The sequence below is a fragment of the Chitinophaga sp. genome (genome assembly GCF_019236475.1).
Classification (GTDB): domain Bacteria; phylum Bacteroidota; class Bacteroidia; order Chitinophagales; family Chitinophagaceae; genus Chitinophaga.
In genome coordinates this window covers 51548-63982 of sequence record NZ_JAFAIX010000003.1, presented here as the reverse complement: position 1 = coordinate 63982, position 12435 = coordinate 51548, and the positions used below count along the sequence as shown (strand labels likewise).

Genomic DNA, 12435 nt, shown 5'->3' with positions numbered 1-12435 from the left:
ATTTGCAGCCCGTTACGGCGGAGATGCATTGCGAAAGGCAATTGCCCAGATGGCGGAATTGGTAGACGCGCTAGACTCAAAATCTTGTTTTCGCAAGGGAGTGCAGGTTCGATTCCTGTTCTGGGCACGAAAGGCTTGTAAGGATTGACTTACAAGCCTTTTTTGTTTGTACGATTTTCTGCTTATTCTTCCTAATAGGTGGAGATACTATAGAGTATCGTTGCTGAATATATCTCCTTAGGTTTTCCAACAAGGTCTTTGCTTTTTGAGGCAGGGATTTGGTAACGGATATTTACGGTTGTCTGGCCGTTTGGGTTGTATCCCTGCACAAGAATCTGATTGGTGGTTGTCATTTGTACTGTACGGATACTGGTACCTGAAATACCTCCTACGTAAAGGTTTCCAATTGGAAAACTACTACTTGCGGAATTGAATGTCGCATCCAGCGAACGAACCGAAAGGTTCATCCGATAATTTCCTATCCATAGCAAATGTCCGCGCTGGTCGGAAATAACCCCATTCTGATAATCTTCTATTGTTCCAAAAGTGATATCTACATGTTTGTCAGTAGCAGCGAAAGCCATCACTTCATCCACTACTACTTCGAGTTGAACGGCAGTTTGTTTTACTACAGTTGGACTCGCAGGATCGTCAGCTATTTGAAGGTTAAGGGTAGTGCGGTAGATTCCAGGATTATTAAAATAGCGCTTTAAATCCTCGGCTGATATAGTAAAACGTTGCCCAAGATCCGTATGGTTACCTACTGGGATCACGTTATTGGTATATGCGGGTTGACTCGTTGTATTCAAGGCAATGGGGGGCACGCCCCCGTTGCCACTCAATTGATATTTGACGGCCCCCACAGATGCCTTGATGTTGGTAGCCTCACCGGTTCCTATAAATGAAAAATAGGGAGCATCGGTGCCGGCGCTAATATTTAAGGGAAGTGTATGTATGATACCCAGTTCTTCCAGACTTGGTGATACATAACCAGTCAGGTATTGTTGGGCATCATTGATATGGAGTCTGATTAAGGATGGAGTGTGTTGCACACTGAGCACAGGCGCCACTTCAACTTGCAGCCCTGTTGCCAACGACCGGTGCTGCTGTCCTTTCCCACTGGTAATGCCAGCGACCAATTCTGTTTGGTATCTTCCGGCTTTCCATGCATACCTGGAAAGGTTTTCTATATCAAATCGAACAAACAATGGATCATCGGCCGACTTGTTAGGGTTTGGTGAAAGAAGTCTTACATTCTGTTCGTTTTGACCTAACGTAACTGATCCCCGTTCTGTATTATCTTGTATGGGCGTAACACGGACCTGGTTAACAGGAATGCTACCAGTTGCACCATTTAAGTTTGGTGACTGGGAACGGATAACAAACCTCGGATCGGATGTTACCGGGTTAATGTTAGCAACTGTTGTGCTGGCGCGATCTCTGCTAAGCTGTGATTCGCCTAGAATAATAGTAGCCTGTTGTCCCCGCACGGTTTGCCCGTTCAGTGAGAACAATGCAGCAATTAATACTGCCCATATGCTATTGGATCTGCTACTCAACATGAAAATTTTTCTCTCCAACTTTTAATCGATACCCTGCCCCGGTATCCAACATGCCAACTGCCAAATAATCTCCTTTTGGAAGATCAGCCGGGAGGACAACGTTGATGAATTGCTTGCCAAGGGGCATAATGGCGACCGGCGATGGCTGCAATTTGATTTCTTGGCCTGTATGCTTATTGGTGAGTTCCACCCTCAATTGGCCTGTCTTGTTGATTTCACCGGTATTATGATATCCCACCACTAGGGATGAAGGTGTATTTTTATCCGAAGTTGGTTTGTAATCAAAACTATCAAACTCCACTTCCCCTTTTTTAGCCAAGTTAGAATTGTAAAACACCTGGATAGCAAACTCGTAACCTATTTTAATGCCAATGGCACCCTGTGCAGCACTTTTACGTTCTGAAGGGTTGGTCTGTGTAAAAAAAAGCATGCTATTGGTGGCAATAGGATCATTCGCCTGGGGAATATCCATATAAACTGTTACTGTTTTGCGTTCATGTGGCGCTACCACGAAATGCGTTTCTGTTAGGCGCACCTGTTCCGCATTGCTATGCGGTAAAGTACCTGCAGGTTGATACAGTTTGTTCCCTATAGCGTCCCGCTTCCAATCTTTTACACTGGTAACAAATTCAAAATTGGTATCCCCGCTATTGCTAATTAAAACTGTTTCGCTTACTGTCTGTCCCGGTTCCCCGTGAAAGGTAATCCTAGCAGGGGAAATGGAAATTTGCTGGGCACCGGCATGGACGGATCTCGCCAGTATCAGCATGATTGCAAAAGCAACAATTTGATATTTAAAATTTTTTTTCATCTCTTTAATTATTTGGGGTTAACACGGATCAAAGAGTGGGGTTGGTGTTATTTGTTCCACCAACCTCTTTAATCTTATTCAGCAGCCACTGTATACGTCAATGTAACGTTATAAAGTTCTTTAGGGGCTTCTACCATTGTTTGGTTAGGAGTAATTGTATAGTTAAAATCGAAATCATCACCCACTGTAGCCTTACCTCCTGTATAGATTAGTTGATCTACGGTAGTTGGGGTAACGTCTGTTTGGTAAGAACCGCCATTTGACTGTTTTGCAGCAATGGTTAAAATATTCAGTGGCAAGGTTGCTGCGGACTCTGTAGAATTGAATGCTGGTGTTTCAGCTCTTACGGTAATCTTGTAGTTCTCCGTGCTTACCACATGCAATTGCTTATTTTTATTTTTTTGATGGGGGTGTGTATAGTCGTCCGCATTGTTAAATTCAAAGGTTGGCAGATCAGTACCGCCATCACCAGGAAATAAGCCCATTGCATCCTTCAGGTCCACATTAACGATCACCTGTTGTGATTGTGGAAGCGCCTGTGCCATCGCTTTGTTACTTCCAAACGCTAATCCTGCTACTACCACGGCTGCTGTCAAAACTTGATTTTTCATTCTATCTGCTTTTTAAAATTAGTGACTACTTTTTTACGCTATTGCTGAGCATATGGCTTCTGCCTGTATTGAAAATGCAAAATTACGATCGTCCTTATCCAAGGCTTTTGCACCATTGCCTGATAATCTTGTACTATTTATAACTAGATTCGTTTTAGTCGATGAAAAGTTTGCCCTTTGCTTTACCATTTGTATATGACCGATGCCGGACTTCATATATATTTCGCTGGTCCTTTTAAAACCAAAAGAAGTGTAGAACTTCCGTCCGTAGCATGGTGTGCTGATCCTAATGGGATGATCTCCATAGTACCTATAGCAAGCAGCAATTACTTTTTCGGTTAATATGTGCCCGATATGTTTACCACGGTAGGAAGTGGCAACAACAAATTTATCTGCGGATATTTCATCATAAACCAAGCCTGGTGGCAGCAGCCTTGCATATCCGCATATCTTATCGTTTTTATACAACAAAAGATGACGGGAAAAACGGTCTTTACTATCCATGCCTTGCTGCCCCAAATGCTGCGCTGTATGGAATACCTCATTACGCAGCACCTGAATTCTTGACTGTTCCTGCTGCGTAAGCTCATCAAAACATTTACATTTAACACTTATTTTCATCCTGCACTGATTTTATTCTTTATTCGTTTTCATCATATGCGGCCATCATCAAAATTTTTTCACATCTACTTCAACACGTTCGTCTTTATAATGGAAAATAAGAGGGTGTGTGTTTTCCTTATCCACCTGGATGGATTGGTGTTCTTCGGCAACAGAAAAAGTTTGTCCGACCGTGTCTACGGAAATAGTATAGCGATTCTCCGGTAGATAAAAGGTGAACTGTCCTTTATTGTCAGTTAAGGTTTGGTAAGTCTTCCCGGATGCAGCTACTGCATGGATACGGATACCTGATAAAGCGTGTTCACCGTTAATATAACCCCCTGAAATCTTTTCGAGATTGCCTGTTAGTTTCACGGACCTAACCAGTGGAACCTCCACTGTTTTATTACGGTTCAGCAGTATCGTATAATCGACTCCTTGCATCCAACCATCGGTAGAGAGAATGGTCGGTGTATAGCCTTTGTCTGCAGGGGCATCAAAGACCACCTTTCCTTTTTGATCTGTAACGGCTGTCAGGTGATTGATTTTCACTAGCAGGTCACTTACGGCTGGTTCGTTAGCATCCCGAACACCGTTACCGTTGCGGTCTTCAAAGTAACGGAGGGTAAGTTTATGGTCGCGGATATTTCGGTTCTTGCCAAAGCGCTTTACAATGCCCACGGTAATCTGTCTGGAAGTCAGTAAACTGGCCTGGTCACCAGTGTATTGTGGTGGTATTGGGTTCAAGCCAGTCTGCGGGTCATACATTGATAGCTGACTGAGTTTGTTAAGCCCCAGGAAAACATCCGCCTTCAGCATCCAGTTATTGGGGAGTTGGTAGCGTGCATCTACATTCAGTACATAATTTTGGCTGTGGTTGTACCCGTAATCGTAATACCTAACTGAAGTATTTACCCCAAGCCGGTCTTTGAGCGCAGTAAACTGGCCTTTTAACCCCAAAGAGAACACGTTATAGACAGTGCCTGGCTTGCTCACAAGCGCGTCTGAAAGAAAATAGGGATTGTGTTGGTAAAATCCATCTAATCCCCAAAAACGGTAGTTATAATTTATATTGATCCGTGCTGAGTAAAAAGGCGCTTCTGGATGGCCGGAGGTATTCTGATAAGTAAAACCCTGGTCCATGTCAAAGTAAAGACTATGGGTCCCCTTGTTAAAGGTTGCGTTGAATTTAGCCCTGACGGAGCTAGAGCGCCACATCTCCCCGCTAAAGGTATCTGCCGGAAAATAATTTCTCGGCTCCATATATTGTCTGAAATAATAAGGATTTACGGAGAAATGCCATGATGATGCCGGGGTGAATCGGATACCTGCTTCGTAAATCTGGTTTCCGTATGCATTCGTGCGCATCAGGAAGTTATTAAACTGCCTGACAAGGTATTTTGGACGGCTGTCTAAGACACTGATCCTACCGCTGATAGCAGTTGTAGCATTCAGGCCATAAGAGATCATATTTTCCGACTGGAACATCCCGCGCCGGATACCGCCATAGTAAGGAGATGCATAATATTGACGCGTCGTCACGGTCATATCAGGTTGCCTGTAGGTATAATCGGCACCGAGCGCAAAACCATCATGGTGTTCATTACCTTTACGTTCGTAGGATTCTGTACTGATTCCGCCTTCTATGTTCAGTTGCTCTTTGCTATTATGCAGGATCTCTTTCTTGGCAGAAGCCAGTTCCGTTGTTACATGATCCAAAGTGTTTTTATTGGTTAGGGCAATAACACGGGTCTTTTCGTGGTTACGGTCACCGTCGATGTATTCTGCTGCAAAGGTGCTGCCACCAACGCCAGGGTTAAGGCCATCTGCATACAATAGATAGTTGTTCCTTAGTCCGTAAATATTGATCCGCTTTTTGTCATTAAAATAATAGGAGCCTTTTGTGCCGATACCGTTGACATTAAAGTCCAGGTCTTCATAAATATTACCAGCCCGGATGCCATATTTCCCCCGACGGTAGTCAACAAACGTGTTAAACATCGTGACCTTGTTTTCACCGTTCGTAAAATAGTTCAGATTTAGATTATAGCCCAGGTGCTCTTGCTCACCTAGCTTGTAATGGCCGTTGGCCGATAGTTGTACAGAAGAATAGGTATTTGCATTGACATAACTAATCGACGCGGTATTGGGGATGCTCGAAGAGAGCAAATCGCTTTCAGGGCTACTAAGGCTCCTGCGGTTGGAGAGGGACATCACACGGAGGGCCTTACGGTCCAGTTGCCCCTTTACGCTGTCTATAGCCCTGATGATTACTGAAAAATCCGCCGCCTTGCCGGGTCCGCGTTTGTCTTTTAAGAGGTAGGATTGCGTTACCTCTTCACCACCTGCAACAGTTATAGGCCCTCTTTCACCAATGATTTCCAGGCCCTCTGGGACTTGTTCAAAGTCCAACATAAAAGTTTTGGACACCAGGCTGTTATTGAGAAGCCTTACAGGTATAGTTGCTAGATGATCCCGTGTACTTAAGTAAATTTCGGGAGACGTTGTTCCGATAACGATACTTCTGCCTTCCTCTATTTTCGTATAAAATACGGCTGGCGAACCTGTTTGAATATTGTGTTTCACGTCCGTAAGTGTAAGGATGAATTCCTGGACCTGTTGATGAATGGTAGCCGCTTCTGCGAAAAATTTTACGGGGATAGATCTTGTTTCTTTGGGAGCTAGTAGGATGCTGTTAGGAACCCTTAATATGCCACTGTTCATGGCTTCATTAGCTTTACTTTCCAAAGTGACCACTTTGTCGGTCTGGTTGGTAACAACCAGGATATTAGAGAAAGTATTTGCCCTTTCTATTGTTACCGTATCCTGTTTAAATGAATAGGTAATGGGCGATTGTTGTGCTGTCGCTGTCTTAATGCCTCCAAAACTTATGAGCAACCATAGCAAAAAGTGATGCCAGCTATTAGAGGTACTTCTTCTTGTTTGTAAGGTAATCCTATTCGCTTCATATTTATCCAACTTTTTGTTCATTAAACCGATGTTTATTCCCACTTTCCTGATAGTCCCGCCAGAGACTAGGAGACTACATGTTAAAGTAACCTTTCCCACGTTTCACCAATCCCCCAAAAACCCAAACATGAAACGGGGAAAGGTTACCACAAATCTGAATGCAAAATTACTTCTCACCTCATCTTCAATTTTTGCACTGAATCGTGAAAAAGTTGTACAATTTATTAATCATTGATCTTGTGATCTCAAGAGCCTGGTTGTTGTTAGTTATAAATTATACCAGTATTTTTAGGTATTGTCCAATAAACGGTGTGGGTTATAGTGGTAATTTCGTTCATCTTCTTACAGAGTATTAACAAAATTACGCTCAATGAAAAGGGTTGAATTTGAACTTGGACAGTTTGCCCATTGCGCAGATAAAAATGCGGAAAAATTATACCAAGCTGTTCTGGAGTTACTGGTAACGGATGGGCATAGTGGTGTAACGCTTGATAATGTGGTTAAATCGTCAGGACTGGGAGTCTCCACAATTGAGCGTTCATTTGGAAGCCTGAATGGTCTTAAAGAATCCTTTATTGAAAGAATGCTTGACAAAGTGGAAAAAGAACAATTGTTTCAGCCGTTTCAAGTTCCCACGGGAAAAGCTTTTGGGTGTGAAGTGGTGGGAGATTATTTAGAGCGATTGATGGTACCGTTGTACAAAAATCTGATTTATCAAAAGGTGCTTATCTGGAGTTATGGAGAACGAAGTACAGCCCTTGACAAGGTTAGGAGTTGTTGGGAAGGGCTCCAGGAAGAATTGTTTAAACAATCTGAAGCTTATTTTGTAGGTACTGGTATAGATTACCGAACGGGTTATGCACAGTGTATTGGCGGTGTATTTTACTTGTTCCAATTAGATGACGGAAATCCCCGGGGCGTGGAAGGTCTGGTCCCTAGTAGTTGGAATCAGCAGGTATGCATTGCCAACAATTTGAGAAGCCAGGTTTGCGCTCTTTTTAAAGAGGCAGATGATCAAAAAAAAGCGAGAAATTGATAAGAAATAAATGATTGGCGTATTCCCTAAACAATTTTGGCTAATAGATAGGGTCATGTGATTTATTATATATCATAATAAAAAAGGTATTTAATTACCGGGTTATTGTTATGGATCTATACCCAGAGCGTAAAATCGATGAATTTCGATTAGAATTGGATGCAGCGCATGATGTGCTGTATTACCCATTGAACGGTGAAAACGAGATCTCAAAACCCCATAGTCATAATTTCTTGTTGTTGGTCTTATTTGAGACCGGTAGTGGCGTGCATAGTATTGACTTTATCAATTACGACATACGCCCCAAACAACTTCACATCCTGTTCCCGGATCAGGTCCATTCTTGGAAGCTGGACGCCAATAGTAAGGTACATCAGTTGATGGTTGACAGTAAGGTTTTTGACATTATCGGGAATGCCTTTCGGTTTGGCTTTGCACTTTATCGCAAACACCCGGTATTTGACCTGGAACAGGCAGATTATGACAAGTTGCTTCATGAATTTCTGACCGTACGTAACAATCTTGATGAAGTGCCCGTATTGCTAGATTTGGTGGTTGCCCGCATGTATGTGGTGATACTGATGATGAGCCAGATCGGAGAACGAGTATTTGACAACCTCACTGTATTTCTCAAACAGCCCATTTTAACAGATTATTTGGCATTGATCGACAAACATTTTTTGGAAGAACGATCTGTATCTTTTTACGCTGCACAATTAAATATTACCGCCAATTACCTGAATGTCTTGTGTAAGAAACACTTCTTTTGTAAGGCAACCGATATGATTGATGAACGAGTACTTTTAGAGACGAAACGACTACTCATTAGTGGGCACACAATCAAAGACACAGCTTATAAACTGGAATTTTCAGATGTGGCTTATTTTTCAAGATATTTTAAACTGAAGACAGGCTTAACGCCGAAAGAATTCAAGGATCAGTATTCCTGTTCCTGAGAAGGGCTCTATGAAATATGTGATTGCCTCTAAAAGCCAAACATTACCATTTGTAAATTACAAATACTAAAAACTGACCGAATTAGTGTCAGCGCCATTCTTAATGCTCCAGATTCTATAGTGTGCAAGAGCCGCAAGTATTTCAGCACACCTGCACTCCTCAGAAACAACATCAGTTAAGCATTAGAACAATTAAAGAGTTGCTTAGTGATGTGCTGGAAAAGCTGTATCTTCCCCACCGGGCAAATTTTTCCTTAAGGCATATTTATACCAAAGGCGGTGCTACCCACCAGGTAGACTTTAATGAGGATAATGGAGCAAAAAAGACGTGTGGGCGATATACAGACACTACTGTTTATGGGCCTTCCATCGTCTTGGAGGATATAGATTGGGCCAATAAAATTGTATTCAGATAAAAAACGAAAAATGAAGATAGTCGCTTTTGGAGCTTCATACAGCAAAAATTCAATCAATAAAAAACTAGCCATTTATGCGGCATCCTTCTTTAAAAAATCAGAAATAGAAATTCTTGACCTTAATGATTATCTGTTGCCGCTGTTTACCGTTGATGTGGAAAAAGAAATTGGAGTGCCACAGGCGGTAAAGAATTTCATAGCAAAACTGGATGAAGCTGACTTGTTAATTATCTCACTTGCGGAACACAATGGAAGCTATACTGCCGCCTTCAAAAACCTGTTTGACTGGACTTCTCGCTTTAAAATGAAAATGTTTGAAGGGAAAAAGATGCTTTTATTATCCACATCACCGGGACCAAGAGGTGGGCTGTCTGCTTTAGAAGCTGCCATGAGCAGGTTTCCGAGACACGGGGCCGAAATCATTGGCTATTTTTCGCTGCCTAAATTTGATGAAAATTTTTCAGCGGAGGAGGGGATCAGTAATACAGCAATAAAACAGGAGTTCGATTATTTCATCAGCACAGCGCTACAAAATATGAAGTATGAAAATTACGCGGGTATTTAGCGATCAGAATGGCGATACGCATTTCGATGAAAGAGAGATAGCATTGACCGATAACGGTGCCATCGGCTTCCTGTCGGAAAAGTATGCCGTAAAGGCATTGCAGTTCAGAAAAGTGTCGGCAGATTACGACTATGATTTTCATTGTGCTCCACAACAGCAGTACATTGTGCTGTTGGATGGCGGCGTGGAAATCGAGACCTCTTTAGGAGAGGTCAGGCAGTTTCAGACGGGGGAAATATTACTATTAGAAGATACAACCGGAAAAGGACACAAAACAAAAAACCTGGAACCAAAAGAACGGACCTCGCTTTTTATTCACATATGAATTATTGGTGCAACCCATTCTTGATTGGGGAACAGCAGTGCAAAAGCTTCTTTCAGTGGAGAAATGGCATCCTCATTCCTGTTTTAGGAACGTAAGTTATAATTAGTTATAAAGGCTCCTGAAAAGGGAGCCTTTGTTATTTATTTGAATTCCACATTAACCCGTAATTAGTGAAATATATTGGGTTAATAGGAAAGTCTTTGACCTGCCCAACCTGTAGTGCGTAAGAACTGCGCCCAATTCAGTGTGTCAGGGTTTATTTGCCTGCTCCACAATAGGTCGCGGTCTTTTCTAAAATACCCGTAATCAACGGTATACCCTACCATCCCTAAAATTTCCTGTACTAAAGGCTCATTTGAATGGAATTCAGGGAAATGATTAAGTAATTCCTCTCGTGTAAAGGCAGAACTATACACCGCCTTTTTGCCTGTTATCTCGGTAAAGGTATCTACCATTTCTTGGGGAGATATAATATCGCCGACTATTGGCAATGACTTACCAGCATACAGACTTGGGTTTGAAAAAATTTCCAAAACAGCCGGTCCGGTGGCTGTAAGAGGGTCAACAAAAGGTGCACGAAAATCTTTGGGTAAATACATGGGAAATACAAGTGTATCGCCCTTTAAAGTAGGGGTGTAAAATTCAATCAGATTAGTATAAAATAGGGACAAATAAATGAATGAACTGGTAACAGGTAAGGTGCGAATATATTCTTCGATATTAGCCTTGTCCGTAAAATGCGGAGCGGACATTTTTCCTCCTGTAATTTTATCCACGTTTTCCAAACCACTAAAAACAATATGATTTACTCCTGCTTCCACTGCGGCATCTGCCAGTTGTATGCCTAATTCCATTTCGTGGGTTGCTGGTGGGGGAAGGTTTGGGGTCATTATGAAAGCTGCATCTGCGCCTCGGAATGCTTCTACAAACTCTTTTTTATATCCGAGGTCAAGCGGTATACTCACCAGCTCAACTCCCTGTTGGGCTAATTCAATTGCCTCCGGGGAGTTAATCCTTCTGGTTATACCACGTACGCGGTAATGTCCGTTTTCTAACAGCGAACGTGCCACACTAATGCCCTGCTTACCCAGAACACCCACAATGGTAATAAGAGGATTGTCCTTTTGTGTAATTGTTTCTCGTTCTCTTAAATTGGTTGCCATTTCTTTTTTTGCGAATTATATAACTATAATTATTTTAGTTGCAAAACTATTTTTAGTACACTACTTTTACAATAACTATCGAAATAGATAGGTCGAAAAAAGCGTAAGATGAAAACAGAATGTATCGGTGATTATGTAAAACTGAACGGGAAAACTTACCCATGTACGGTAAGTCTTACAATGGATTTAGTAGGTGGAAAATGGAAGGCTGTAATCTTATATCATTTAAAGGACGAGCCGAAGAGATACAGTGAGCTGCGTAAAGAAATGCCAGCCATTACGGAAATGACACTGACCCTACAATTAAAGCAATTAGAAAAAGATGGCTTGGTGTTAAGGAAAGTATATGGGAAAAAACCACCTGTAAAAGTTATTTATAGCTTAACCGATTTCGGGAAAAGTTTTGTTCCTGTTTTAGAAGCGATTACCAAATGGGGAAATGAGGTGGTGAGGGAGAGTGGGGAATTTGTAAAAGCCTCTACTGAGTGATAGTGAAGAAGGAAATCAACTCGCCATTAAAGAGCAAGATCTTAGACTTTCCTCTTTAATGGCGAATAGAATACAATAGTAGATACCATCTCCCGGTATCTTTAAAAAGATTTTGCTAAATAGACGCCATAAAAATTAGGTGCAACAGCCGGCATTAATAATGCGTTGGAAGACTTCTTATTCTTTGAATGCGCCTTTATTTTATTGTAAATCCAATAGGTGGTGGTAGTGGAAGCAATGCCAATTCCTGCTCCTGCACACACATCTGCTACCCAATGTTCATCTTTGGCCACTCTGATGATAGCTGTGGTGGTAGCAGCCGCGTAACCTGCAACGGTATACCAGGCGGATTGATCCCCGTACTCACGTCTTAAAAATTCTGCGGAAGCAAATGCGATGGCCGCATGAGAAGATGGGAAAGATTGAAAGTCGGTATTATCAGGCCGCAGCACTTTTGTTGTTCCTTTTAATGGATATACGATAGCGGAAGTAAGCCCCGCAGATACCGCGTAAAGCAATACCTGCTCTGCGGGTGTATGTTTGCCATGTACACCTGCCAGGTTTAACGCAAATACTGCTGCTGCCGGCGCAAAGGCGGTATAATTTTCGGGCTGCATGAATATGCTGGGTTCCTTTTTTGTGGTGTTGAGCGCGACATTTTTATAATCATTTTGATGGACCCTAATGATCGTGGCTGTGGTTCCGACACCTATCAATGCCGCTGGAAGAAGGTATGACTTGTAGGTGATTTTATGTGGAGCAAAAACAGGAGATTTATCTTTACTTGCCGTAACTGTTGTATCCGTTTGGGCAGAGGTGGCTGTATACGTAAGTAGGAATACCAAGCCAAAACCAAGAGACGCAAGGGCTTTTATCGATTTTTTCAATACAAATAGATTTACGATAGATAAAAAATGATGAGATCGGAGGC

The 12435-nt window shown here is 42.1% G+C and carries 12 protein-coding genes and 1 tRNA gene; 6 read left to right on the top strand and 7 right to left on the bottom strand.

All coding sequences use genetic code 11. The features are described 5' to 3' along the window. Positions 1 to 43: 43 nt before the first annotated feature. Positions 44 to 127, top strand: a tRNA-Leu gene (locus JO154_RS02400). 64 nt (positions 128 to 191) lie between these two features. On the opposite strand, the gene JO154_RS02395 is transcribed toward JO154_RS02400, so the two are convergent. The 5 genes from JO154_RS02395 to JO154_RS02375 all read right to left on the bottom strand — a co-directional run bounded on the left by JO154_RS02395 (position 192) and on the right by JO154_RS02375 (position 6575). Beyond that, positions 192 to 1562, bottom strand: a complete 1371-nt coding sequence (locus JO154_RS02395) for a hypothetical protein (protein WP_291941530.1) — start codon at positions 1560 to 1562, stop codon at positions 192 to 194. Next, positions 1552 to 2373, bottom strand: a complete 822-nt coding sequence (locus JO154_RS02390; RefSeq protein ID WP_291941529.1) for a hypothetical protein — start codon at positions 2371 to 2373, stop codon at positions 1552 to 1554. The genes JO154_RS02395 and JO154_RS02390 overlap by 11 nt, the downstream gene beginning before the upstream one ends. Positions 2374 to 2447: 74 nt before the next feature. Then, a complete protein-coding gene (locus JO154_RS02385; protein WP_291941527.1) occupies positions 2448 to 2984 on the bottom strand; it encodes a hypothetical protein in 537 nt (178 codons plus the stop codon). 33 nt (positions 2985 to 3017) lie between these two features. Further along, positions 3018 to 3605, bottom strand: a complete 588-nt coding sequence (locus tag JO154_RS02380) for a GNAT family N-acetyltransferase (RefSeq protein WP_291941526.1) — start codon at positions 3603 to 3605, stop codon at positions 3018 to 3020. A gap of 48 nt (positions 3606 to 3653) precedes the next feature. Beyond that, positions 3654 to 6575 carry a hypothetical protein gene (locus JO154_RS02375; RefSeq protein WP_291941525.1) on the bottom strand — a complete coding sequence of 974 codons (2922 nt, stop codon included), beginning with the start codon at positions 6573 to 6575 and terminating at the stop codon, positions 3654 to 3656. 349 nt (positions 6576 to 6924) lie between these two features. On the opposite strand from JO154_RS02375, the gene JO154_RS02370 reads away from it, so the two are divergent. From JO154_RS02370 to JO154_RS02355, 4 genes are all read left to right on the top strand, one after another. Then, positions 6925 to 7590 (top strand): hypothetical protein, encoded by a 666-nt coding sequence (locus JO154_RS02370; protein ID WP_291941524.1) that lies wholly within the window; start codon positions 6925 to 6927, stop codon positions 7588 to 7590. 110 nt (positions 7591 to 7700) lie between these two features. Beyond that, complete coding sequence (locus tag JO154_RS02365) at positions 7701 to 8546, top strand: helix-turn-helix transcriptional regulator (protein WP_291941523.1); 846 nt, start codon at positions 7701 to 7703, stop codon at positions 8544 to 8546. Positions 8547 to 8972: 426 nt separating this feature from the next. Further along, complete coding sequence (locus JO154_RS02360; RefSeq protein ID WP_291941522.1) at positions 8973 to 9527, top strand: NAD(P)H-dependent oxidoreductase; 555 nt, start codon at positions 8973 to 8975, stop codon at positions 9525 to 9527. Continuing rightward, the gene (locus tag JO154_RS02355) at positions 9505 to 9852 is read left to right on the top strand and encodes a hypothetical protein (RefSeq protein ID WP_291941521.1); all 348 of its coding nucleotides are present in this window, start codon (positions 9505 to 9507) and stop codon (positions 9850 to 9852) included. Before JO154_RS02360 ends, JO154_RS02355 begins: the two co-directional genes overlap by 23 nt. Positions 9853 to 10037: 185 nt before the next feature. Here the strand turns inward: JO154_RS02355 and JO154_RS02350 are convergent, their stop codons facing one another. Then, positions 10038 to 11015 (bottom strand): NmrA/HSCARG family protein, encoded by a 978-nt coding sequence (locus tag JO154_RS02350; protein WP_291941519.1) that lies wholly within the window; start codon positions 11013 to 11015, stop codon positions 10038 to 10040. Positions 11016 to 11123: 108 nt separating this feature from the next. Here JO154_RS02350 and JO154_RS02345 point away from each other — a divergent pair, with 108 nt between their 5' ends. Further along, positions 11124 to 11504: a helix-turn-helix domain-containing protein gene (locus tag JO154_RS02345; RefSeq protein ID WP_291941517.1), complete on the top strand. Its 381-nt coding sequence runs from the start codon at positions 11124 to 11126 to the stop codon at positions 11502 to 11504. Between the two features lie 101 nt (positions 11505 to 11605). On the opposite strand, the gene JO154_RS02340 is transcribed toward JO154_RS02345, so the two are convergent. Next, positions 11606 to 12391, bottom strand: coding sequence for a phosphatase PAP2 family protein (locus JO154_RS02340; protein ID WP_291941515.1), 786 nt, complete (start codon positions 12389 to 12391; stop codon positions 11606 to 11608). Positions 12392 to 12435: the final 44 nt, after the last annotated feature.

Bases quoted from the DNA above. Each gene is read 5' to 3' on its own strand.
- JO154_RS02370 (WP_291941524.1), top strand. From the start codon at position 6,925: ATGAAAAGGGTTGAATTTGAACTTGGACAGTTTGCCCATTGCGCAGAT.
- JO154_RS02350 (WP_291941519.1), bottom strand. From the start codon at position 11,015: ATGGCAACCAATTTAAGAGAACGAGAAACAATTACACAAAAGGACAAT.
- JO154_RS02355 (WP_291941521.1), top strand. From the start codon at position 9,505: ATGAAAATTACGCGGGTATTTAGCGATCAGAATGGCGATACGCATTTC.
- JO154_RS02385 (WP_291941527.1), bottom strand. From the start codon at position 2,984: ATGAAAAATCAAGTTTTGACAGCAGCCGTGGTAGTAGCAGGATTAGCG.
- JO154_RS02395 (WP_291941530.1), bottom strand. From the start codon at position 1,562: ATGTTGAGTAGCAGATCCAATAGCATATGGGCAGTATTAATTGCTGCA.
- JO154_RS02390 (WP_291941529.1), bottom strand. From the start codon at position 2,373: ATGAAAAAAAATTTTAAATATCAAATTGTTGCTTTTGCAATCATGCTG.
- JO154_RS02375 (WP_291941525.1), bottom strand. From the start codon at position 6,575: ATGAACAAAAAGTTGGATAAATATGAAGCGAATAGGATTACCTTACAA.
- JO154_RS02365 (WP_291941523.1), top strand. From the start codon at position 7,701: ATGGATCTATACCCAGAGCGTAAAATCGATGAATTTCGATTAGAATTG.
- JO154_RS02380 (WP_291941526.1), bottom strand. From the start codon at position 3,605: ATGAAAATAAGTGTTAAATGTAAATGTTTTGATGAGCTTACGCAGCAG.
- JO154_RS02360 (WP_291941522.1), top strand. From the start codon at position 8,973: ATGAAGATAGTCGCTTTTGGAGCTTCATACAGCAAAAATTCAATCAAT.
- JO154_RS02345 (WP_291941517.1), top strand. From the start codon at position 11,124: ATGAAAACAGAATGTATCGGTGATTATGTAAAACTGAACGGGAAAACT.